Below are 23443 nucleotides of genomic sequence, written 5' to 3' on the forward strand. Positions count from 1 at the left end.
ATGGCTGCCCGTGACGGCCGGAGGCCGGTGCCCGCCGGCCTCCGGCCCACGGCCCGCGGCCTGGCCCTGCTGGTGGCCGCCGCGCTGCTGGTGCTGGGCGGGCTGACACTGGGCCGGCGGGAGGCGATCGCCCTCGGGATCTTCCTGGCGGTCATCCTGGCCGCCTCCGCCGCGGTGCTCGCCGCACGGACCGTGCTGGCCCGCCGGATCCACCTGACGCGCACCGTCACCCCCGGTGCCGTCCCAGAGGGCGGCTGGGTGCTCGTCTCCTTCGGCCCCGGCGGTGCTGCGGACTCTTCCGGGCCGCCGCCCCCGGGGCTCGTGGACGCCGTGCCCGGCCGCGGCCCGGCGCCGGTGACGGCCCTTGGCCACGACTACCGGTGGCGGCCCCCGGCCCGCGGGAGCTACCTCCTCGGACCGGCCCTGGTCCGGCTGCACGGGCCGTTCGGCCTGTTCTCCGCGCATGCCCACGTGGCGGGGACGTCCCGGCTGCAGGTCCTCCCCGAACCGCTGGAGGACGACGAGCTCGACCGGGTGATGCGCGCCGGTATCGGTGAGCGTGATGCCGCCGACCTACTGGGCAGCCAGGCCGCCCCGGATGACCTGTTGGTGCGCGAGCACCGGGACGGGGACTCCCTGACCCGGGTGCACTGGGGCGCCACCGCCCGGACGGGCCGGCTCATGATGCGCCAGGAGGAGTGGGCCCATGACCCCTGGGCCGTGGTGGTCCTGGACTGCCGGGCAGAGTCCTTTGCCGCCGGCCGACACGAGGTGGACGGCGGGGCCGGACTCTCGTGGCACACCTCGCCGGGATTCGAACAGGCCGTGCGGGCCGCCGCTGCACTGTGCCTGCGGCTCCAGGGCGCCGGGCACCAGGTGCTGCTGATGGACCAGGACGGGCACGCCCTGGACCCCGACCTGGCCACGGCCGTGCTCGGTGCCTCCCCGCGGGAGGCCACGTGGCCGGCGGCGCTGCCGGCCGAGGCGGCGGCCGTCGTCGTGCTGATGGGTGCCGCCGTGGGCAGGGACCTGCCGGTGCTGGCCACCGTGCCGCACCACCTGCAGCGGGTGGCCGTGTTGTTCGGGACTGCCGAGCACCAGAATGCCGCTTCCGAAGACGCCGCGCACCGGCTGACGGTGGGCGGCTGGCTCGTGGCGGAGCCGGGCCGGTGAGCCCAGCAACCGTCTCGGCCACCACCTCGGGACCCGCGCCGGGACCCGCGCCGACACCCACCCCGGCTCGCACCGCCGGGTCCCTGCTCCGGACGGTCTGGCTTCCGGCCCTGCTCGTGGCCGGGCTCGTGCTGGCCGCCGCTATCTCCCTCGACGCGGCCTTCCAGGACCCCGTGGCCGGTTGGCTGGTCCCCGCCGCCGGGCCCGCCCTCGTGGGTCTGGCCGTGGCCGCGGTGGTGCGCAGCCTGGGCACCCGGATGCTACGGCCCCTGGCCACCGGGCTGCTGGCCGCGGGATGGATCTGGTGCCGGCAGTGGTGGCCGGAGACCATGCTGGCCGGGCTGGTGCCGCGACCGGCCACGGTGGAGGCGATGGCCGGGTCCACGGAAGACCTGCGGCAGACCATCTGGACGGAGGTCATCCCGGTGGCCTCCACGGACGCGCTGCTCGCCGGCCTCGGGGCCGTGCTGGCCCTGACCGCCCTCGTCACGGACGCCATCGCCACGGGACTGCGCTCCCCCGCCCTGGCCGGGATACCGCCCCTGGCCCTCGTGGGCGGGGCCGCCGCCCTCACCACGGGCACCACGCCGTGGCCCGCCCTCGCGGGGGCGGCGGCAGCCTGGCTGGCCCTGCTCGCGGCCGATCCCGGCACGGACTCGGACCCCGGCGCGGGCGCTGGTGGGCTGCCCCGACGTGCCGACCGCCGGGCCACCCTCCCGACCACCCCCCAGACCACCCGCGGGCGAGCGGGCTGGGCGGCGGGCTGGGCCACGGTGGCCGCGGCCGCCGTCGGGCTCCTGGTCCTGGCCGCCGCCCAGACGGGACTGCCCCTGCTGACCACGGGACTGGCGCCGGAGGGGCGGCGGATCATGGTGGGACCGGGCACCGGGCCCGTGAACCCCGCTGCGGACCTGAGTCAGCAGCTGCGCAGCGGCAACGGCTACGCGGGCATCAGCTACCGGACCGAGGACGGCCAGGGCCTCTACCTGCGTACCGCCGTGGTGGATGACGTGATGGCCTCCCCCTGGGACGCGACCCCTCCGCAGTACGCCGGGGATCCCACCACCACCGGGTTCTACCCCGCCGCCGCGCACCTGTCCGAGCAGGCCGGCTCGCCGACCCGCCGTCCTCCGCCGAACGGGCAGATCGTGTCACTGACCCTGGACGGCTGGGCCGGGAACTGGGCGCCCGTGCCGGACCAGGCGGCCGCCGTGGAGCCCATCGTCGGGGACTGGGGCTGGCAGGTGGACCCCACCACCTCGAGCGCCTACCGCGAGGACACCACCCCCGTGGACCTCACCTTCGACGCGATCGTGCTGCCCCTGCAGCTCTCACTCGAGCAGCTCGCCGCACGGGCCGGTGCCGTGGCGCCCCAGGGCGTCTACAACCGCTGGGGCGCCGCCGGGGAGCTGGAGGGCTCCGCCGTACAAGAACTCGCCGAGGAGCTCACGGAGGGAACGGACAACCCCGTGGAGCAGGCCGTCGCGATCCAGGACCACCTGCTCTCCGATGAGTTCACGTACTCGGAGACGGCCCCCGCCGAGCAGGGCTATGACGGCTCCGGACTGGAGTTGACCGAGCAGTTCCTGGCCGCCGGCGCCGGCTACTGCATCCACTTCGCGTCCGCCATGGCGATGATGGCCCAGTCCGTGGACATCCCCGCGCGCGTGGTGGTCGGCTACGCCCCCGTGGCCGCCACCGGCGGGGAACACCGCGTCACCGCGGACCGCGCGCACGCCTGGCCGGAGCTGTACATCGACCAGGTCGGCTGGGTCCCCTTCGAACCCACCCAGACCGTGGGCCGCACGCCCAGCTACGCCCAGCAGGACACCACGGTGGAGCCCACTCCCGCGGTCGACCCCACGGCGGGAGCGGAGGCCACCCCGTCACCGTCCGGCTCGGCGCAGTCCCCCACCGACGACGCCGGCCCGGGCACCACCGGCGGCTCCGGCACCCCGGGTGCGCCGCAGGTTCCACTCGCCACCGCGTTCGTAGCGGCCGGGGTGCTGCTATTGGTGGCGCTGGTGGTGGCGTCCCCGGCCTGGCTGCGTCACCGCCGGAGGGCCCGCCGGCTGGGCTCGGGCTCCGTGGCCGCCGCCTGGGCTGAGGTGGAGGACACCGCCGTGGATCTGGGGATCGGCCGGGTGCCGCACGAGTCGGAGCAGGTCTTCGCCGCCCGGCTGGCCCGGGTCGCGGGTGCAGCCGGTTCGTCGGCGAGCGCGGCGGAGGCCGCGGAGTCGCTCGCCGAAGCCATGGTCTGGGTCCGTTATGCCCCGGAGGGTGCGCAGCCGCCCGCCGGATACCTGTCGGGACAGGCTGCGGGACAGGCTGGGAAGCAGGCTGGGGGACGGACCGCGGAACCGGCCGGGAGACGGGTAGCGGAACGGGCCGCCGACGACGCCCGCGTGCTCACCGCGGCGCTGGAGGCTGCCGCGGAACCGGCCGCCCGGCGTCGTGCCCGGTGGTTCCCACGCTCCCTGGTACCGCTGTGGATCCGGCGCTGACGGCGTCTATCGGACCTGATCCACCAGCACGTCCGCCGCCAGCAGCTCAGCCACGGCCTCTTCCTCGATGGCGAGCCCGGATTCGGCCATCGCCTCCGCCAGGCCCGGGTCCCACGGGGATTCCGCGGGGCGGCCGGTCAGCTGGAGAGAGGGTTGGTTCTGGCGCACGGCGGCTCGGTAGTCCGCCGCGGTGAATCGCCATGGCACCCAGTCCACGTGCCCGCCCAGGGACCGGGCGATCTTCAGCCCCGCCCAGTCGAAGTCACCGTGGTAGCGCACCTCGGCGCCGGCCGCTGACAGGATGCCCAGCAGCTCGACGGCCGCCGTGCTCGGCTGGCCGGAGGTACACACCAGCACCGGACCGGCGGTACCGGGCGTTTCCATCCTCCGAATCGTGTCCGCGGCTCGTTCCCAGCGTTCGGCCACGACTTCCACGACCGTCGGGTTCTCGCAGACGTGCAGGACACCGCCCGGCGGCAGCGGCCCCACACCGCCGGAACGCACCTGGTCCAGCGTCAGGACCACAGGCATGCGAGCGGTCCGCATGGCCTCCAGGGTGGCTGCCGTCGCCACCCGGGACGGCCGGGCGACCCCCTGCGCGGCACTGTCCTCCGCCCCGGAGACGGTAGGCGAAGGGGCCGTAGCCGTCCGGCACGGCCTCCGCGTCCGCCTGCGCTATCTCGATCGAAGGGTCCGTCATGTCACCCGATCCTTCCACGGACGACCGACACGCTATGACCCGGCCGCCGGATCATGCGGTGCGAGTTGTCGAGTCGGGAGGACACGCCGGTCCGGCCGTGACCGTCTCGGCGCGTCCTCCCGACTCGATGTGTTTTCGATGTGTTCTCGATGCGGTGGCCGGCACGGAGCCAGCCCCGAGTGACTACTTCTTCGCGGCGTAGGGGTCGGCGATCCCGATGTACTGCACCGTGGTGTACTCCTCGATGCCCTCGGCGCCGCCCTCGCGGCCCAGGCCGGACTGCTTGACGCCGCCGAACGGTGCGGAGGCGTTGGAGATGACGCCGGCGTTGAAGCCGACCAGGCCGAACTCGATCTGCTCCGAGACGCGGAACATCTTATTCACGTCCTGCGTGTAGATGTACGAGGCCAGGCCGTACTGGGAAGCGTTGGCCAGCTCGATGGCCTCCTCCTCGGAGGCGAAGGTGGTCACGGGGGCCACCGGGCCGAAGATCTCCTCGGACAGGATCGGGTTGTCGTTGCCCACGGAGAGCAGGGTCGGGATGTAGAAGTAGCCGTCCCCGTCCTTCGGCTTGCCGCCGGTCACGACCTCGCCGCCGGCCGCCACGGAGTCCGTCACCAGCTGGTGGATGTCATCCCGGGCACCGGAGTCGATGATCGGGCCCACGGTGGAGTCCGCCTCGGTGCCGCGCGCCGGGTTCAGGTTGCCCAGAGCCTCGGCGAACTTGGCCTTGAACTGATCGGCCACGTCCTGGTGGACCAGGAAGCGGTTGGCGGCGGTGCAGGCCTCGCCCATGTTGCGCATCTTGGCGGCCATGGCCCCCTCGACGGCGGCGTCCAGGTCAGCGTCTTCGAACACCAGGAACGGGGCGTTGCCGCCGAGCTCCATGGAGGTGCGCAGCACGTTCTCGGCGGCGTCCTTCATCAGGCGCACGCCCACCGGGGTGGAGCCGGTGAAGGAGACCTTGCGCAGTCGTGAGTCCTTCATCAGCGGGCCGGAGATGGCGGAGGCGGAGGACCCGGCGACGACGTTCAGCACGCCCGCGGGCAGGCCTGCCTCCTGCATGACCTGGGCGAAGAGCATGGAGGTCAGCGGGGTCAGCTTGGCGGGCTTGAGCACCATGGTGCAGCCGGCCGCGATGGCGGGGGCGACCTTGCGGGTGGCCATGGCCAGCGGGAAGTTCCACGGGGTGATCAGCAGGGACGGGCCCACGGGCTTGTGCGTGACGATCATCTTGTTCTTGCCCTCGGGCGAGGTGAAGTAACGCCCATAGTGGCGCACCGTCTCCTCCGAGAACCAGCGCAGGAACTCGGCGCCGTAGGTGACCTCGCCCCGGGACTCGGCCAACGGCTTGCCCATCTCCAGGGTCATCAGCAGGGCGAAGTCCTCGGCCCGCTCGGTCACGAGGTCGAAGCCGCGGCGCAGGATCTCGGCGCGCTCGCGCGGGGCGGTCAGCGCCCACTCGGCCTGCACGGCGGCGGCGGCGTCCAGGGCCGCCATGGCGTCGTCCGAGTTGCCGTCCTGGATGGACAGCAGGACCTTGCCCGTGGCCGGATCGTGCACGTCCAGCGTCTTGCCCGAGGACGCATCACGCCACTCCCCGTTGATCAGCAGCCCCGTGGGGACGGACTGCAGCAGCTCCTGCTCGCGCTCGGCGGTGACAGTGGTTCCGGTCATGGGATGCCTCTTTCCGGTCGGTCGGTCCTCTCGGGCCCGTGCTGACGATCAGCGCACGGGCCGGTGCCGTCCGCTCCAGACTAGTGGCCGCGACCGTCCGTGTCGGATGCGGGTCACTGTGAGTCGTCGCGTCCTGGTTGCCTCCGGGAGGGAGGGCACCCGGGGCGTCAGCCGGATGCGGGGACCCGCTCGGAATCCTGCGCCCGGCACAGGCAGAAGGGGTGGCCGGCCAGGTCCAGGAACACGCGGAAGGACTCGCCGGGCTGGTGCTCGGTCTTGAGGGCGCCCAGCCCCAGGACCGCCTGCTCCGCCTCATCCAGGTCCGGCACGATCACATCGAGGTGCATCTGCTGCGGATGCTCCTGCCCCGGCCAGTCCGGGGCCCGGTAGTCCGCCACCTGCTGGAAGGAGATGCAGTTGCTTCCGTCCGCCGGGCGAATGTCCAGCCAGTCCGCCCCGTTGGCCGGCTCTCCCACCACCTCCCAGCCGAGCAGCCCGGCGTAGAACTCGGCGAGGACCTTCGGATCGGGGCAGTCGATGACGAAGCTGGGATAGCGGGCAATGGTCATGCGCGTCACGGTACTCCGGCGCGGGGCCTCATCCGAGGCCTCACTGACGGGAGGCCAGCACCGCCTCGTAGAGTTCTCGTTTCGGCACTCCGCGGGCAGCGGCCACGGTGTTGACCGCCTCCTTGAGGCGGGTGCCGGAGGCCACCAGGACCTCGACGTCGGCCACCTGGCCGGCCGTGTCCGTGTCTCGTTCGGCGGTGGCGCCCCCGGTGACGATGACGATCTCACCCCTCATCTCCTTCGAGGCGGCCCACTCCACGAGCTCTGCGAGGGAGCCACGGGCGATCTCCTCGTGCAGTTTGGTCAGCTCCCGGGCCACACAGGCCGGGCGGTCGGCGCCGAAGGCTTCCCGCAGGGAGGCCAGGGAGGCGCCCAGCCGGCGCGGGGACTCGAAGAACACCAGCGTTCGGGCGTCCCGGGCCAGTTCACCCAGCAGCCGGGCCCGCTCCCCCTCTTTGCGGGGCAGGAACCCCTCGAAGGCGAAACGGTCCGTGGGCAGGCCGGACAGCGCGAGCGCGGTGGTCACGGCGCTGGGCCCCGGGGCGCAGGTCACGTCCACGCCCTCCGCCGCGGCGGTGGAGACGAGCCGGTACCCGGGGTCTGAGACCAGCGGCATCCCGGCGTCGGTCATCACCGCCACGACGGCCCCACCCCGGGCGGCGGCCAGCAGCTCGGCGATGGATTCGCGCTCGTTGTGCTCGTGGTGACTGACCACCGTCCCGGTGATCTTCACGCCGAGCCCCTGCGCCAGGTGGTGCGCGCGCCGGGTGTCCTCGGCGGCGACGATGTCCGCGCTCGCCAGCAGGTCCTTGAGGCGCTGGGAGGCGTCGGAGAGGTTGCCGATCGGGGTGGCCGCCAGCACGATCTGCCCGCCGTGGTTCAGTTCATCCGCCATGGGCTCGAGTCAAGCACAGCCCGTCCTCAGCGGCGCACCGTGTCCGCGGCGGCACCGTCCGCGTGCTCGTCCGCGACGGCGGGGCCGCCGAGGGCGTGCTCCTGCCACCGTTCGGCCCACCAGCGTCCGGGCTCCCCGGTCACCAGGACGGCACCGGTGTTCGAGACGGGGTGCTGCGCCGCGAAGTCGGGTGTGATGTTCTCGGCGCGGGAGGCGGCCCAGGCACGGATCATCGCCCCGTGGCTGACGACGGCGGCCGCCCCGACCCCCGTGAACGCGATCTCCTCGACGACCTGGTCGAAGGAGCGGAGCACCGAGAATCCGTCCCGCTCAGTGCCCGGCATCACCCGCTCGGGGGCGCCCCCGGCCCAGCCGAGGACCACCGAGAGGTAGGCCTGGATGGAGCCCTCGTCATTCGTCATCTCCAGCGACCCCGCGGGGATCTCCCGCAGGTCGCGGCGGATCCGGACCTCCTGGCCCAGCACGCGGGCCAGTGGCGCGGCCGTCTGCTGGGTGCGGATGAGAGTGGACGCGTAGATCGCCTCGATCCCCTCCCCGCCGAGCGTCTGCGGCAGGGCGAGCGCCTGTTCCCGCCCCAGCTCGGTCAGGCCCGGGCCCGGCTCGGCGGTGTCGAGGTAGTGGCCCACGTTGGAGGGGGTCTGTCCGTGCCGGATCAGGATGAGGCGCATGGTCCCAGTATCCCTGCCCTGCCCCGTGGCCCCGCCTTGCCGCCCCCACCCCGCTGTGGGCGCCACGTACGATGGCATGGTGCACCAGTCCACCTCCACCGTGCCCGCGGCGCAGCCGGGGTCCCCGCTTCGGACGGACCGGTGGCTGAGCACCCCCCACGATGCCTTCACGGACGCCGCCCTGCGGCTGCGGCTGCTCGGCGAGCGCTTCCACCCGGGGCACTGGGGCTGGATCGTCCCGCTGGCGGTCACGGTACTGGCCGGGCTGCTCCGCTTCCTGAACCTGGACCACCCCCACCAGCTGATCTTCGACGAGACCTACTACGTCAAGGACGCCTTCACCCTGCTGCAGTCGGGGGTGGAGATGAACTGGCCGGAGGACCACAACGAGCAGTTCGTGGCCGGCGACCCGCAACCGCAGGACACCCCCGAGTACGTGGTGCACCCACCCCTGGGCAAGTGGCTGATCGCGGTGGGGATGGCCGTGTTCGGCGCGGACAACGGCATGGGCTGGCGGTTCTCCGCGGCGGTGGCCGGCACCCTGTCCGTGCTGCTGACGGCCCTGATCGCCCAGCGTCTGTTCCGCTCGGTGTTCCTGGGCGGGGTCGCCGGGCTGCTGCTGGCGGTGGAGGGGCATCACCTGGTGATGTCCCGCACCGGCCTGCTGGACATCTTCCTCTCCTTCTTCGTCCTGGCCGCCTTCGGGGCCCTGCTGCTGGACCGCGCGGACGGACGGCGCCTGCTGGCCCGCCGGATCGCGGCCGCGGCCGCACGGAACGGTGGGGCGCCGCCGTCGTCCCTGTTGAGATACGGGCCGTGGCTGGGCTGGCGCCCCTGGCGCCTGGTGGCCGGGGTCCTGCTCGGCGCAGCGTGCGGGGTGAAGCTCTCCGGGCTGGCGTTCATGGCGGTCCTCGGGGTGATGACGGTGCTGTGGGACGCGAACGCCCGGCGCGTGGCCGGCGTGCACCACTGGCTGCGGGCTTCGGTCACGCATGACGGGCTGTACGCGTTCCTGGCAGTGGTCGGCGTGGGCGCGGCCACCTATCTGGCCACCTGGACCGGGTGGCTGGTGACCGGCAACGGGTACAACCGGCAGTGGCACGCCACCCATCCCCCGGAGACCTGGTGGCAGCACCTCGTGCCGGGGCCGCTGCGTTCCCTGGCCGACTACCACCGGCAGTCCACCCAGTTCCACGAGGGGCTGGCCTCCGGCCACGACTACGCCTCCAACCCGTGGACCTGGCCGTTCATGGGCCGGCCCACGTCCTTCTACTACAAGGGCTACGAGGACGGCGCGAACGGCTGCCCCGTGGACACCTGCTCGGCTGCCGTCACCGACCTGGCGAACCCGGTCATCTGGTGGGCCGGGACGGTGGCGGTCCTGGCGCTCGTGCTGATCTGGCTGGGCCGCCGGGACTGGCGCGCTGGGGCGATCCTGGGGGTCTACGCCGCCGGGCAGCTCGTGTGGTTCCTCTGGCCGGAGCGGACCATGTTCTTCTTCTACACGATCGCCTACACCCCGTTCCTGATCCTCGCGATCACCCTGTGCCTCGGGGCGTTGATGCGCTTCGGGGGGCCGGCCCGCCGGCGCCGCAACACCGTGCTGGTCCTGGCCTTCGTGGCGGTGGCCGTGGCCGTGAGCGCCTTCTTCATGCCCGTGTGGACCGGGGAGATGATCCCCTATGAGCAGTGGCGGGCGCGGATGTGGATGAGCAGCTGGATCTGAGTCACGTCCCGGCAGGACCCCACCGGATAGGCTGAGTCCCATGATGCAGGAAGCCCAGACGGATCAAGTGGCAGACCTCCCCGACGAGACGAACGTGACGGACCGGTTCCTCGCCGTGGCCGCCGAGCACCCCCACGCCCCCGCCTACGCGGTGCGCAACGGATCCGGAGGCTGGCTGGACGTCTCCTATGCCTCGTTCCTGGCGCAGGTGCGCTCCGCCGCCAAGGGGCTGATCGCCCTCGGCGTGACGCCACGGTCCATGGTGGGCATCATGGCGCCGACCTCCTACGAGTGGGCCGTGATGGACCAGGCCATCTGGTTCGCCGGCGCCGTCTCCGTCCCGGTCTACGAGACCTCCTCCCCCTCCCAGGTGGAGCACATCCTCGCCGACTCCGGGACCCGGCTGGTGTTCACCGCCGCCGAGAACCACCGCATCGCCGTGGCCCGCGCCGCCGAGCAGGGCGGCCTCGAGGTCTCCGCGGTCCCGCTGGACGCCGCGGGGCTGGCCGAGCTGGACCGGGCCGGCCGGGACGTCGCGGACGAGACGCTCGAGGCGGCCCGCACCGCGAACTCGCTGGCCGACGTCGCCTCCCTGGTCTACACCTCCGGCACCACCGGCAAGCCCAAGGGTGCCCGGATCACGCACGCGAACTTCGCCGTGGGGGCCGTCAACATCCTGCCCTTCGCCCGGGAGATCGTGGGCGGCGGCGAGCAGCGCACCCTGATGTTCCTGCCGCTGGCGCACGTGCTCGCCCATGCGGTGCAGTACATCTGCCTGGTGGGCGGCATCCAGATCGCCCACGCCTCGGACCTGAAGACCCTGACCGCGGACCTCGCCTCCTTCCACCCCACCTGGCTGCTCGCCGTGCCGCGGGTGTTCGAGAAGCTCGACGCCGGCGCTGCCGCCGCCGCCCGCTCCGGCGGCACCGAGAGGATCTTCACGGCGGCCCGGTCCACCGCGATCGAGTACTCCGAGGCCCTGGACGCCGCCGCCCGTGGCGAGGGCTCCGGGCCCGGCGCGCTGCTCAAGGCCCGCCACGCCCTGTTCGACAAGCTGGTCTACCCGAAGATCCGCGCGATCCTCGGCGGCGCCGCGACGTACACCGTGTCCGGGGCGAGCGCCCTGAACCCGGAGCTGGCGCACTTCTTCCGCGGGGCGGGCCTGGGGATGCAGGAGGGCTACGGGCTGACCGAGACCACCGCCCCGGCCACCCTGAACATCCCCGGCCACACCCGGGTGGGTTCCGTGGGACTTCCGGTGCCCGGCACCACCGTGCGGATCGCCGCGGACCAGGAGATCCTGATCGACGGCACCATCATCTTCGACGGCTACCACGGCCAGCCGGAGGCGAGTGCGGCGGCTTTCGACGAGGAGGGGTTTTTCCGCACCGGTGACATCGGTCGGCTGGATGCGGACGGGTTCCTCTACGTCACCGGGCGGAAGAAGGAGATCATCGTCACGGCCGGTGGCAAGAACGTCTACCCGACCCCGCTCGAGGAGGCGGTCCGGTCCGCCGGCGTCGTCTCCCAGGTGGTGGTGGTCGGCGAGGGCCGTCCCTTCGTGGGCGCGCTCGTCTCCCTGGACCCGGAGGGGCTGGCCCAGTGGTCTTCCGCCGCCGGGATCGGGAAGATGTCCCTGTCCCAGGCGAGCCGGGACGAGCGAGTGCGCGCCGCCGTGCAGCAGGCCGTGGACCTGGCCAACGAGTCCGTCTCCCAGGCCGAGTCCATCCGCAGGTTCACCATCCTGGACACCGAGCTCACCGAGGCCTCCGGGCACGTGACGCCCTCGCAGAAGCTGCAGCGCAAGACGGTCATCCAGGACTTCGCGGGCGCCATCGAGGAGCTGTACCGCAGGTAGTCCCTCGCCGAACAGCGGAACACGAGAGCGGTAACTGTCGAGACTCGCCGGTGGAGTCGACAGTTACCGCTCTCGTGTTGTGAGGGGGGCTCAGGCGTCCTGGGCGTCGTACCAGTCGTTGCGGCGGCGGATGAGGTCCGCCTGGGCCAGCCGGGAGTCCTGCCGGCGCCGGCGGGTGGGCCAGGTGCAGACCAGGGTGACGATCAGCGTCACCAGCACCAGCGCCGCGATGCCGATCCCTGCGTCCATCCAGAACTGGTTCGGGTAGAGCCGGATCAGGGCGTCGGTGGACTGGAAGGTCCAGGTGCCGTCCGCGAAGAACAGGCTGTGGAAGCCCGCGAAGAACGTCTCCCAACCCAGCACGGCCAGCACGGCCACCGCGATCAGCACCACCAGCATCCACAGCGAACCGGCGAACAGCGCGCGGCGGATGCCGCCCTTGGCGGTGCGGGCCAGGGCCACCATGAACACGATGCACAGCAGGGCCAGCAGCACCCCCACTGCCACCGTGATGAGCATGACGAGCTTGACGTCCGCCATGTGGGAGACCTCGGAGTCCGTGAACAGCTGGTTGCCCTGGTGCTGCAGATCGGACAGGTACCTCGCCGGGGCGGCGTTGAACAGGTAGTCCATGCCCGCCGAGCCGTAGGTCAGCCGGTCCTCGGTGGTGAATCCCAGCTCGTCGGCCGGGAACCCGGGGCGGTGGTACTCGATCCACAGGAAGACCGGCGAGGCCACGGCCCGCACGGCGGCGATCAACACCACGATCGGGAAGAACACCGCCAGCAGCACCTGCAGCACCTTGGGCCCGGCCGAGGGACCTTCCAGCGCCTCGTCACGGGCCAGGGCGCGCGCCTCGGCATCGCGCAGGTCCCGACGCCGGTCCTCGGCGTCCGCGGCCTGCGCACCGCTGGAGAAGCCCCGGTAGTCGTCCCGTGCGGTGCCGGGTCCCACCGTGCCAGCAGCACCCGCGCCCGCGGCGCCGGCCCCGACGCCCACACCGGCGGCTCCGAGTCCGGCTCCGGACGCGGCGGTCGGGCCGGGCTCCCACAGGGTGGCGGGGCCGTCGTCCGACGTCTGGTCTTCCGGGGTGGCCGTGGCGGTGACGGCCGCCGGCTCGGTGCCGACCCGCTCCCCCCGGGCCCGGGCGGCCGGGCGGTCCTGGGCGGTGGTGCGGTCCCCGGCAGCGGCGGCGTCTCCGGCGGCCCAGGCATCCAGCTCGGCTCGGTCGATGGACTGCGTGGACTGGGTGCCGCGCTCGCCGCCGAACTCGGCGCGGTCGATGGACTCGGTCGCCTGGGCGTCGTCAGCGTCGTTGTGAACGCCGTTGTGGGTGTCGTCGTGCGTGTCGTCGTGCGTGCCGTCCAGGGCGTCCGAGGTGACGGGGGCCGCGGCGGGGCCGGTCCCCCCGGCGCGGTGCGAGCCCACCGGCGCCGGGATCTCGTCGGTGGCCTGGGTGGGTGCCGGCTCGCCGCCGTCCGCGTCCGGCTCGTCCGCGTCCGGCTCGTCCTCGTCGATGAAGGCGCCGTAGTCCAGTCCGCTCTCGAACTCGCTGGCCTCGGCGTGCCGATCCGCGTCCCGGGGGCCACCGGTACCCTCCAAAGGCTCGTCTGCTCCGTCGTGGGGGAAGTCCTTGCCAGCCATCGTCCTGCCTTCTGCTCGCGCGTGGGTCCGCGTGGGTCGCCGTGTCTGTACCCGAGACTAGTGCCGTGCCGCGCCGAGGCCCCTGCGGCCACGCCCGGGGCACCCGAGGTGGGCTCAGGCGGTCAACTGGCGGGCGCCGGCGTCGTGCGCCTCGAGGTCTCCCGTGGCGCCCCGGGCCACGGCACGGCGGCCCAGCACGAGCGTGTAGGCCCAGTAGCCGGCCAGCACCAGCGCCCCGATGCCGAGGCGGAGCCAGTGCGGCAGCCCCGAGGGGGTGACGAAGCCCTCCACCACGCCGGAGACCGCGAGCACGAGCACCAGGCCGAAGGCCACCGTGAACAGGGAGCGGCCCTCCGCGGCCAGGGAGTCCAGCCGGGTGCGCTGGCCCGGGGCCACCCAGGCCCAGAAGATCCGCAGGCCCGCGGCGCCGGCGATGAAGATGGCGGTCAGCTCCATGAAGCCGTGCGGGAGGATGTAGAGGAAGAACGTGTCCAGCTCGCCGTGGGCCGCCATGACGCCGCCGGAGATCCCCACCCCCTGGGCGTTGACGAACAGCACGTAGGGCACGAAGTAGCCGGTGATCCCGAAGGCCACCTCCTGGGCCGCGATCCACGCGTTGTTGGTCCACACCTGGCCGGCGAAGGAGGCCGCGGGGTTCTCGGAGTAGTAGCCGGTGAACTGCTCCTGCGCGTACTCGCGCATCTGCTCCTCGGTGCCCAGCGAGGCCAGCACCTGCGGTTCGCCGTTGACCCAGACACCGAACCAGACCGCCACCAGGCAGAAGGCCGCCCCGAGCAGGACGGTGAGCCAGCGGATCCGGTAGAACGCGGCGGGGAGCTGGTCGAGGAAGAAGCGGGAGAAGCCGGCCGCGGCGCTGGAGGGGGCGCCCGTGATCCGGCTCCGTGCCCGGGCCAGCGTCATGGACAGCCCGGCGGCCTGGGGCCCATCCGGGTCGTGCGCCTGCACCATGGACAGGTGGGTGGAGGCCCGCCCGTAGAGCTCGAGCAGCTCGTCCGCCTGCCCGGCGTCGAGCCGGCGGGTGCGCGCCAGGGTGTCCAGCCGTTCCCAGGTGGGGCGGTGCACGGAGGTATAGGCGTCCAGGTCCACGTCCATCAGGCTACCGGTAGGCTTGATCCCCATGAGCACAACGGTGGTGACCGGTGAGGCCGTGGTGCTGCAATTGCGGCCGGCCTCCTTCGTGATCCGGGCCGCCGGCGCCCTGATCGACGGGATCGCCCTGGTGCTGGTCTTCCTCGGCGTCCTCTGGGTGCTGGGGCAGACCATCCTCGAGGAGCTGGACCCGGCGGCCGCCCAGGCCACGGTCCTGACCCTGGTGGTCGGCCTGGTGGCCGGCGTGCCGCTGGCGGTGGAGACCCTGAGCCGCGGCCGCTCGCTGGGCAAGCTGGTGTTCGGGGTGCGCGTGGTGCGGGACGACGGCGGCGCCATCCGTCTGCGCCATGCTCTCGTCCGCGTGCTGCTGGGGATCTTCGAGCTGTGGATGTCCTTCGGCTCCGTGGCGCTGATCGCCTCCATGCTGAACGAGCGCGGCAAGCGCCTGGCGGACATGGTGGCCGGCACCCAGGTGGTGATCGAGCGCCAGCAGAAGGTCCCGCCGCCGCTGCCCGGGGTCCCGGAGTCCATGCGCTCCTGGGCCGAGGTCGCGGACGTGGGCCGCCTGCCGGACGCGCTCGTGGCCTCCGTGACCCAGTACCTGCGCCACGCCCGGTCGGTCCCGCCGACCGTCCGGGTGCAGACCGCGCGGCGGCTGACCGCGCAGGTGGCCCCTTTCGTGGCCCCGGGCCCCCCGGCGGCGGCGACCCTGGAGGACTTCCTGCTGGGCGTGGTGGCGGAGCGGCGCAACCGGGACTACCGGATGCTCGACCGGCGTCGGCAGCGGTCCGAGGCCTCCGCCGAGCGCCTGCACGCCCTGCCGTTCAGCTGACCTCGGGCCGCCCCGTCAGTAGCGGTAGTGGTCCGGCTTGTAGGGGCCGGCCACGTCCACGCCCAGGTACTCGGCCTGTTCCTTGGACAGCTCCGTCAGCTGCGCGTTCAGGGCGCCGAGGTGCAGCCGGGCCACCTTCTCGTCGAGGACCTTCGGCAGCACGTAGACCTGCTTGCCGTACTCCTCCCCCGTGATGGACCCGTGGCGGGCGAAGAGCTCCATCTGGGCCATCACCTGGTTGGTGAAGGAGGCGCTCATCACGAAGGACGGGTGCCCGGTGGCGTTGCCCAGGTTCAGCAGGCGCCCCTCCGAGAGCACGATGATCGAGCGCTCGTTCTGCCGCCCGGAGTCGAAGGTCCACTCGTGCACCTGCGGCTTGATCTCGGTCTTCACCACGCCGTGGATCCGGGCCAGCCCGGCCATGTCCAGCTCGTTGTCGAAGTGGCCCACGTTGCCGACGATCGCCTTGTCCTTCATCCTGACCATGTCCTCGGCCATGATGATGTCCTTGCCGCCGGTGGTGGTGATGAAGATGTCGCCGGTGTCGATCACCTCTTCCAGGCGCACCACCTGGAAGCCGTCCATGGCCGCCTGCAGCGCGTTGATCGGGTCCACCTCGGTGACCACCACGCGGGCGCCCTGGCCGCGGAACGACTCGGCGGCCCCCTTGCCCACATCGCCGTAGCCGCAGACCACGGCCGTCTTGCCGCCGATCAGCACGTCCGTGCCGCGCATGATGCCGTCCGGCAGGGAGTGGCGGATGCCGTACTTGTTGTCGAACTTCGACTTGGTGACGGAGTCGTTGACGTTGATGGCGGGGAACATCAGCTGGCCGGTCTCGGCCAGCTGGTAGAGCCGCAGCACGCCCGTGGTGGTCTCCTCGGTGACGCCGCGCAGTTCACCGGCGATCCGCGTCCAGCGCTGCGGGTCCGTGGCGAGCGAGGCGCGGAGGGTCTCCAGGATGACCTGGTACTCCTCGGGGTCGTCCGCGGTCGGGCTCGGCACCGCACCGGCTGCCTCGAACTCCACGCCCTTGTGCACCAGCAGGGTGGCGTCGCCGCCGTCGTCCAGGATCATGTTCGCCCCGAGGGAGGGGTCCTGGTCCGCGCCGGGCCAGTTCAGGATCTGGGCGGCGGTCCACCAGTAGTCCGTCAGCGTCTCGTTCTTCCAGGCGAACACGGGCACGCCGGCCGGCTCCTGCGGGGTGCCGCGGCCCACCACGATGGCGGCCGCCGCCTCGTCCTGCGTGGAGAAGATGTTGCAGGACGCCCAGCGGACCTCCGCGCCGAGGGCCACGAGGGTCTCGATCAACACGGCGGTCTGCACGGTCATGTGCAGCGACCCGGCGATCCGCGCACCGGCCAACGGCTGGGACTCCCCGAACTCCTCGCGCAGGGACATCAGCCCGGGCATCTCGTGCTCCGCCAGCCGGATCTGGTGGCGCCCGGCCTCGGCCAGGGAGAGGTCCCGCACGGCGAAGTCGAAGGTGGCGCCGGGGACGGTGACGCGGTTGGCGTACGCCGGATCGGTGGCTGGGCTCGCGGAGGTGACGGCAGGTTCTTGGGTCATGGACCCCAGCCTAGATCAGGCGGGCTCCACCGCACGGGGCATTCGTCAGGTGGCGAAATCCTCAGCGGTCGCCGGCGTCCCGCAGCACGCGCAGCGTGGGGCGGCCGGGGCGGGCCGGGGCCTCGCCGTTGATGGACCCGGCGGAGCCGGTGGACTCGGGCCGGGGTCCGTCGTCTGTCGTGGTGCCGCGGCGTCCCGCGGTGGGCGGCGCGGGCCGGGAATCGGTGCCCGACGCCGGCCGGTCGGCTCCCGTGCGCCGGGCCGGCTCCCGCACGGCGTGGGCCAGGGCCAGCAGGTCATCGGGTTCAGGACGTTCGGGCGGCACCGCGCCCTCCGGCGGGGCGATCCGCAGCATCTCCCAGCCCTTGGGGGCGGTCATGTTGCGGGCGTGCTTGCCGCACAGGTCATAGGTGTGCGGCTCCGCCAGGCGGGACATGGGGCCGAGCACCACCGTGGAGTCGGCGTAGTTGTACGTCAGAGTTGCCACTGCCGCAGTCTGGCAGCTGGTCTTGGAGCACTGTCGCATCGATCCCACGGCAGACCACCCTACCGCGCTGCACCGCACTTCGGCGTGCACCGCCCACCGGGGGCCGCGTGTCCGGCGCCCGGTACCCACCCGCTCCGGCGGGGACTAGCATTCCAGGCATGACTTCCTTCGATCCCCTGAGGGTGGAGCACGGCGTGGGTCGCGGCGGGGCACGGCACGGGATGCAGGCCGCGGTGGCCGGAACGCAGTCCATGCCGGCCGGGACGCCGGACGCAGCCGGGCCGCGGAGCACCCGTTCACCGCGGCGGGACCGCCGCGGGCGGGGGCTGCGGGGGCCGCTGCTGCCGCCGGGGCTGCCCGGGGCACACACCCGCAACGAGGCCTTCGCCGGCTACCTGGCCGCCGCGGTCTCGCGGCTGGCCGAGGTCTGCGGCCCCGCCGTGGAACAGGCCCGGTTCGAGGCGACCATGGTCCCGGAGGACCTGGAGCACCGGCTGGAGCTGGTGCGCGTCTGGGGCGCCGAGATGGTGGACGACCCCACCGGGTCCACCCGGCGGGACGCCCGGGGCACGGCAGTCATCACCATCCACCGGCGGCCGATCGAGGCGCGTTGCCCGGTCCCGGCGATGCTCCCGGACCTGGTCTACGGGGCCGTGGTGGAGCAGTGGGCCGAGTTGACCGGGCTGGCGCCGGAGGCGGTGGACCCGGACTACCACTGGTAGCACCGGTCCCGGCCAGAACCCGCCGATCCCCACCGAGCCCCTGAGCTCCTCGGGCTCAGTACCCCACGCGCACCGGCACACCGGAGACCGGCTGTTGCTGCGGCACCACCGGGTAGGCGGAGATCCCCTGCTCGCCGCGGACGTCGACCCCGGCGTGCACCTGTCCCTGGGTGGTCTCCACCAGGGCCCCTGCGACCTGCGACTCGTCTGCGTCCACGAGGCCGCCGAAGGAGACGGCGCGGGTGGCCTCGGGGCCGAGTTCACGGACCAGGGGGTCCCCCAGGCTGCCGTCGCGCAGGACGGGGGTGATCTCCACGGACCCGCCGGTGCCCGAGTACAGCACCAGGTTCGCCTGGGTCTCGGCAGGCCGCGCCACCAGCCGTTCCAGGCCGAGGGCGCCCACGGCGGAGACGCTGGAGAAGTCGATCGGGCCCCCGGCCTGGCCGGAGAGCCCGCGGGCGCCGGCCACGAGGGGCGCGTCCGCCGTCACGGTGACGGTGTAGACGTCGTGGTCCAGCCCGTCCAGCGGGAAGCGCACGGTGGCGCCGGCCGGCACCTGAACCACGCCGCCCTCGGGAAGCTCCACCGGTCCGTCCGGGCCGCTCACGGTGATCTCGGCGGTGGCGCCGGCGGCCGGTGCGGCCAGCAGCACGGCGGGCCCCGCCTGCTCATAGCCGTCCTGGCCGGTGACGGCCTCGCCGTGCTGCCGGGACGGGACCACCAGCCCCGGCAGCACCGCGCTCTGGGCCGGGGCGGCGGTCGGCTGGATGATCTCCACGCCCCCGGGGGTGATGCCGAACAGCCGGTGCTGCTGCACCGTGGCTCCCACCGCCCCGCCCTGGGCGGTGACGTGGACGGCCAGGTGCTCCTCGTCCGGGGCCAGCCCGCCCAGCACGATCGAGCGTGACTCGCCCGGCGCCAGCACGATCCCGGACGTCCCGGGCGCCTCCACGGGACCCGACCCCCCGTACAGGGACAGGGCCACGGTGCTCGCGGAGGCCGAGGGGTTCGAGAGCACCAGCACGGCGGTGGAGCCCACCGTGGTGGTGGCCCCGGCCAGCCAGTGGTCGTGGCCCGGGGCGGTGCAGGAGCTGGCCTCCGTGCCGGCCAGGTCCCCGTCGGTGGCGGAATACACTGACACGGCGTCGGAGCCGGTGGCCTGTCCGCCGATGGGCTCGACCGTGACCGCGGTCGGACTCCCGGCCTCCCCGCCGGGGGACCCGATGTCCTGGACCGTGGCCTCCCGCACCGGGACGCCGTCCTCGCCGGAGGTGGCCGGGGCACCCTGCTGGACGTCCTCGGGCTGCGAGGCCGTCAGTTCCTCCGGATCACCGCCACCGGCCCCTGCACCGTCGCCGCCACCCTCCGGCTCGGCCGACGGCAGGGTGGCCAGTTCGCTGCCCGGGAACCGGCCGGCCAGGTCGGAGAGCAGCACCGAGGTGACGCGGGAGACGGCCGAGGTGGAGACCGGGCTGAACTGGGTGTCCGTGCCGTCCTCCGCCCCGGCGGGCAGCCGCGGCGGCCCCGCGCACACCGACTGGGTCGGCACGGCGTTCAGGGCGGCGGGCACCGCGGCGCCGTCCACCTCAGGGGCAGTCGGCGGGACGAGGGTCCCAGCGGTCACGGCGGCGGCCACGAGGAGCACGACGCCGGCCCCGGCCAGTCCCGCGGTCACGGGAGCCTTGCGGACCATGCCCCGCTGGTGGGCCTCAAGTGCGGCCTGGCGCCTCTGGTCCCGCGCCTCGGCGGCCCGCTGGACCCGGCGCTGGCCCCGGGACGTGGGTTCGTGGTCCTGGCTCATCGTTCCTCCCTCCGGCTGTCCGTCCGGCGGGTGGGCGAGGGGATCGCCAGCAGGACGGCCAGCACCAACAGGATGCCGGGCAGCCACCAGGCCCAGGAGGCGGCCGGGGAGGAGTGCCAGAGCCGCAGTTCGCCGCCGTGCTCCGGCAGCTCGAACGACTGGTTCCAGGCGGTGCCCTCCACGGGGGCGGCCGTCAGGGGTTCACCATCCAGCGTGGCCTGCCAGCCGGAGTCGGCCCGCTCGGCCAGGACCAGCCGGCGTTCCGGCTCAGCCGCTGCGGCGTCGGAACGGTCCGCAGCCGGGATCTCGGTGTCCACGGTGGCGCCGGACCGGGCCACCAGGTGGGTGGTCTCGCCGGCGCCGTCCTCGATCCGCACCCGGGAGGCGGCGAATCCCATCCGGTCCTCGAGGTCGTGGGGGCCCACCACCGGGATGCCGCCGTCGTCCTCGGGGACCACGCGCCACAGCCAGCCCGAGTCGGTCAGCCCCACGGGGGCCAGCCCCGGGACGGCATCGATGGAGGCTGCCGTGCCCAGCTCACCGCCGTCGGGGTCGCGCAGCACCACGAACCCGGCGCCGAAGTCCTCGAGGGTGGGCCGCGGATCCGCGTTGGCGCCGGAGACCAGCTGGGCGGCCAGGCTGCGCAGCTGTTCGTCCGCGCGGTCGGGGGTGGCCGCCGTCGGGCCCCGCAGGGATCCGGTGAGGGAGCGGGCGGTCCACCCGGCGCTGAGCCGGTCCAGAGCGGGCCCCGCCCCGGTGGCCAGGCTGACCTGGAGCTCGTCCGCTCGGCGTTCCAGCACGACGGTCCGGGCCGCCAGGGCGCTGGTGCCCTGGTCCGCGGCGGTGGCCGGCAGGAGGCGGGCGGGGCTGGATGCCAGCACCGAACCGGTGCCGAGGGTGGACAGGACGGGCTCCGCCTCGCCGTCCGCGGTCCGGGACTCCAGTGCGTGAGCGACGGCGGGGTCCAGGGCGGTGCCGGGTGCCAGGCGCGGGATGGCCCACACGGTGGCGGTGAGCGCGAGGGAGCACACGGCCAGTCCGGACAGCACCACCACGCCGGTGCGGCGCAGCGGGCCGATGCGGCGGCCGAGGGCGCCGTCAGAGCGGTGCCGTCCCAGCAGTCCGTTCAGTCCGGCCACGGCAGCCACCAGCACACCGAGCAGCACGGTGGAGGTGAACGGCCCGGTGAACACCGTCACGAGCTGACCGCGGTCATCCAGGGACGTGGCGATCAGGGGGGCCAGCGCCGTCCCACCCAGTCCGAACAGCGAGAATCCGAGTCCGATCCGTGCCTGCACCCCGATCCTGCCGGTCATGAACGCCCCGGTCAGGGCGGCCAGCAGCACCGGGACCCCGATGACGAGCGCCGCCACCAGGGCCCAGGGGAAACCGGCCCCGCCCGGCACGGCGGAGTCCAGCCAGGGCAGGGCCAGCAGCCCCGAGTCGGCCGCGAAGGCCTCCGGGAAGCCGAGCAGCTGCTGCCAGAGCGGGGCGGGGTCGTAGGCCTGGGGGACGCCCGGATCGCCGAGCAGGGCCCGCGGATCCGTCCAGTGGGAGAGTACGGCGGGCAGGTGCAGGGCCAGCGCGGGCAGCGGGGTCCACCACAGGGCCCGGCCGCGCCGGCGGACCAGGGCCGCCAGGATCAGGACCCCCGGGACGAGGAAGAGCAGCAGGAGCGGGGCGGCCGCGCCGAGTCCGGCGAGCAGCAGGGCCGTCCAGCCGGAGGCTGTCCAGGAGATCACGCCGCGGTGGCCGGGGCGCACCCTGGCGCCGGGCAGGTCCTCGGAGACACCCTCCGGGTCGGGGCGTCGCAGTGCCGCGGAGCCGGTCGCGCGGATGATGGCCAGGGCCAGCCAGGGCAGGGCGAGGTGCACCAGCAGCGCTCCGGGCCGGCCCGTCCCCGCGGCGGTCAGCAGCGCCGGGGAGAGTCCCCACAGCAGGGCCGCCAGCAGGCGGACGCCGCGGCCCCGGGCCACGGCCCCGGCGGCCAGCCAGGCACCGGTGGCGGCCAGCGGCATCGCCAGGATGGTGAGCCACACCAGTGCCAACGAGCCCTGGCCGGTGAGTCCCAGCACGGTCAGCGCCAGTCCGAAGGGCCCGGGCTGGACGGGGGCGCCGGCCCCGGCGGGGGCCCAGCTGCCGGTGGCATGCTGCCAGAGGTCTGCGAGGGAGCCGGAGACGGGCAGCAGCGATCCGCCGGTCAGTGCCGGTGCGGCCAGCAGCTCCCTCAGGCCCACTAGGGACAGCCCGCCCAGCAGCAGCAGGGCGATCATCAGCCCGGTGCCGACCCAGTTGCGTTCCGGGGTGGCCAGGGCCGCGAAGTCGTCATGTCCGCCGGTGGCCTCACTCGGGGCCAGGGTGGATCCGGTGCCGTCCCCGATGATCTCGTCCGGGGATTCGAGGTCCACCACACTGCGCCGGTAGTGGCGCACTGCGGAGCGGGAGGCCTTGAGCGGGGTGAGGATCGAGCGGGGCGAGGTCTGCGTGCGCCGTGCCCGGCGGCGGGATCCGGTCAGCGGCACCACGCGGGCGAGGGTCCGGAGGGAGCCGGCCAGGTAGGCGCCGCCCCGGCCGGGCTCCTTCGCCAGCAGGGAGGCGGCGAAGCCACCGATCCCGGTGATCAGTCCCCAGATCCACAGCAGCGGCACGGCCCAGGGGCGGGCATGCTTCAGCCGCAGCCACAGCGAGGCCTCCCGCACGGCCGAGGTCCCGGCGTAGAGCCCCTCGCCGCGGCCGTCGTGTTCGATCATCGCCCCGGGCACCACCACCACGCGGTGCCCGGCCAGCCGGTTGCGCCAGCACAGGTCCACCGCGGCGGCGGGCCGCGGCCCGGAGGGATCGATCCCACCCAGCCGGGTCCAGACGTCCGCGCGGATGAGCAACCCGGGAGCGGAGACGGCGAAGACGTCCGTGCGGGCGTTGTACTGTCCCTGGTCCAACTCCCCCGGCTCCACGAGGCTGAGGGGTTCGGCAGCGCCGGACACGGTCAGGCCCACATCCATCAGGTGCCGGGGGCGCCCCCACTCGATCTGCTTGCACCCGGCGATGGTCACGGACGGGGAGGTCTCGACCACCGCCATCAGCCGCTGCAGGGCCTCGGGGGCAGCACGCGAGTCGTCATGGATCCACCACAGCCAGCCCGAGCCGCCGCCCGCGGGGATCTGGACCTGGTGGACGGCGGTGGTCTGCGCCTCGAAGGGCAGGCCGGCGTCGTCCACGAGTGCCGCCAGGCGGTGCACGAGGTCTGCGGAGTCGTCACCGGGGGTTGAGGCCACGCCCTCGTCATGAGTTGAGACCTCGGCGTGAGCTGAGACCTGATCGTGAGCTGGGGCCTCGGCAGCTGAGGTCCCCGCCGTCGACTCCGCGGCGGAGGTGCCGGCGAAGACCGCGAGGATGCGGTCCGGGAGCCGCTCCTGCCCGAGGAGGGCTTCCAGGGCCTCCACCGCCAGGTCTGGCCGCTCGTCCACCACGAGGACGGCTGTGACGC

At 73.4% G+C, this 23443-nt stretch carries 17 protein-coding genes; 6 read left to right on the forward strand and 11 right to left on the reverse strand.

Annotation, left to right across the window (positions count from 1 at the left end):
* Together AB0K08_RS05260 and AB0K08_RS05265 are read left to right on the forward strand one after the other, a co-directional pair.
* Nucleotides 1-1173, forward strand: a complete 1173-nt coding sequence (locus tag AB0K08_RS05260; RefSeq protein ID WP_363352389.1) for a DUF58 domain-containing protein — start codon at nucleotides 1-3, stop codon at nucleotides 1171-1173.
* On the forward strand, nucleotides 1170-3677 hold the full coding sequence (locus AB0K08_RS05265) for a transglutaminaseTgpA domain-containing protein (RefSeq protein WP_363352391.1): 2508 nt from the start codon (nucleotides 1170-1172) through the stop codon (nucleotides 3675-3677). The genes AB0K08_RS05260 and AB0K08_RS05265 overlap by 4 nt, the downstream gene beginning before the upstream one ends.
* Nucleotides 3678-3683: 6 nt before the next feature.
* On the opposite strand, the gene AB0K08_RS05270 is transcribed toward AB0K08_RS05265, so the two are convergent.
* From AB0K08_RS05270 to AB0K08_RS05290, 5 genes are all read right to left on the reverse strand, one after another.
* Entirely contained in the window at nucleotides 3684-4208 is a 525-nt protein-coding gene (locus AB0K08_RS05270; RefSeq protein WP_363352393.1) for a DUF2399 domain-containing protein, read from the reverse strand.
* A 352-nt stretch (nucleotides 4209-4560) separates the two neighbouring features.
* Entirely contained in the window at nucleotides 4561-6054 is a 1494-nt protein-coding gene (locus tag AB0K08_RS05275) for an NAD-dependent succinate-semialdehyde dehydrogenase (RefSeq protein WP_363352395.1), read from the reverse strand.
* A 167-nt stretch (nucleotides 6055-6221) separates the two neighbouring features.
* Nucleotides 6222-6623 carry a VOC family protein gene (locus AB0K08_RS05280; protein WP_363352397.1) on the reverse strand — a complete coding sequence of 134 codons (402 nt, stop codon included), beginning with the start codon at nucleotides 6621-6623 and terminating at the stop codon, nucleotides 6222-6224.
* A gap of 40 nt (nucleotides 6624-6663) precedes the next feature.
* A complete protein-coding gene (gene rsmI / locus AB0K08_RS05285; protein WP_363352399.1) occupies nucleotides 6664-7518 on the reverse strand; it encodes a 16S rRNA (cytidine(1402)-2'-O)-methyltransferase in 855 nt (284 codons plus the stop codon).
* A gap of 26 nt (nucleotides 7519-7544) precedes the next feature.
* Nucleotides 7545-8207 (reverse strand): histidine phosphatase family protein, encoded by a 663-nt coding sequence (locus AB0K08_RS05290; RefSeq protein ID WP_363352401.1) that lies wholly within the window; start codon nucleotides 8205-8207, stop codon nucleotides 7545-7547.
* 76 nt (nucleotides 8208-8283) lie between these two features.
* Here AB0K08_RS05290 and AB0K08_RS05295 point away from each other — a divergent pair, with 76 nt between their 5' ends.
* Both AB0K08_RS05295 and AB0K08_RS05300 read left to right on the forward strand, forming a co-directional pair.
* On the forward strand, nucleotides 8284-9933 hold the full coding sequence (locus AB0K08_RS05295) for a phospholipid carrier-dependent glycosyltransferase (protein ID WP_363352403.1): 1650 nt from the start codon (nucleotides 8284-8286) through the stop codon (nucleotides 9931-9933).
* A 43-nt stretch (nucleotides 9934-9976) separates the two neighbouring features.
* Complete coding sequence (locus AB0K08_RS05300; protein ID WP_363352575.1) at nucleotides 9977-11791, forward strand: AMP-dependent synthetase/ligase; 1815 nt, start codon at nucleotides 9977-9979, stop codon at nucleotides 11789-11791.
* 90 nt (nucleotides 11792-11881) lie between these two features.
* Here AB0K08_RS05300 and AB0K08_RS05305 read toward each other — a convergent pair whose 3' ends face one another.
* Together AB0K08_RS05305 and AB0K08_RS05310 are read right to left on the reverse strand one after the other, a co-directional pair.
* A complete protein-coding gene (locus AB0K08_RS05305) occupies nucleotides 11882-13435 on the reverse strand; it encodes a TIGR01906 family membrane protein (protein ID WP_363352405.1) in 1554 nt (517 codons plus the stop codon).
* A gap of 114 nt (nucleotides 13436-13549) precedes the next feature.
* Nucleotides 13550-14542, reverse strand: coding sequence for a stage II sporulation protein M (locus tag AB0K08_RS05310; protein ID WP_363352576.1), 993 nt, complete (start codon nucleotides 14540-14542; stop codon nucleotides 13550-13552).
* Nucleotides 14543-14573: 31 nt separating this feature from the next.
* Between AB0K08_RS05310 and AB0K08_RS05315 the strand changes: the two genes are divergently transcribed.
* The gene (locus AB0K08_RS05315) at nucleotides 14574-15377 is read left to right on the forward strand and encodes an RDD family protein (protein WP_363352407.1); all 804 of its coding nucleotides are present in this window, start codon (nucleotides 14574-14576) and stop codon (nucleotides 15375-15377) included.
* A 15-nt stretch (nucleotides 15378-15392) separates the two neighbouring features.
* On the opposite strand, the gene ahcY is transcribed toward AB0K08_RS05315, so the two are convergent.
* Both ahcY and AB0K08_RS05325 read right to left on the reverse strand, forming a co-directional pair.
* Entirely contained in the window at nucleotides 15393-16946 is a 1554-nt protein-coding gene (gene ahcY / locus AB0K08_RS05320) for an adenosylhomocysteinase (protein ID WP_363352409.1), read from the reverse strand.
* Nucleotides 16947-17007: 61 nt separating this feature from the next.
* Complete coding sequence (locus tag AB0K08_RS05325; RefSeq protein ID WP_363352411.1) at nucleotides 17008-17433, reverse strand: DUF3499 family protein; 426 nt, start codon at nucleotides 17431-17433, stop codon at nucleotides 17008-17010.
* A gap of 158 nt (nucleotides 17434-17591) precedes the next feature.
* Between AB0K08_RS05325 and AB0K08_RS05330 the strand changes: the two genes are divergently transcribed.
* A complete protein-coding gene (locus AB0K08_RS05330; RefSeq protein ID WP_363352413.1) occupies nucleotides 17592-18155 on the forward strand; it encodes a metallopeptidase family protein in 564 nt (187 codons plus the stop codon).
* A 55-nt stretch (nucleotides 18156-18210) separates the two neighbouring features.
* Here AB0K08_RS05330 and AB0K08_RS05335 read toward each other — a convergent pair whose 3' ends face one another.
* A complete protein-coding gene (locus tag AB0K08_RS05335; RefSeq protein WP_363352415.1) occupies nucleotides 18211-19956 on the reverse strand; it encodes a DUF5719 family protein in 1746 nt (581 codons plus the stop codon).
* Nucleotides 19953-23423: a glycosyltransferase gene (locus AB0K08_RS05340; protein WP_363352417.1), complete on the reverse strand. Its 3471-nt coding sequence runs from the start codon at nucleotides 23421-23423 to the stop codon at nucleotides 19953-19955. The genes AB0K08_RS05335 and AB0K08_RS05340 overlap by 4 nt, the downstream gene beginning before the upstream one ends.
* Nucleotides 23424-23443: the final 20 nt, after the last annotated feature.

It is taken from the genome of Citricoccus sp. NPDC055426 (genome assembly GCF_040677445.1).
In the GTDB taxonomy this organism is placed as follows: domain Bacteria; phylum Actinomycetota; class Actinomycetes; order Actinomycetales; family Micrococcaceae; genus Citricoccus.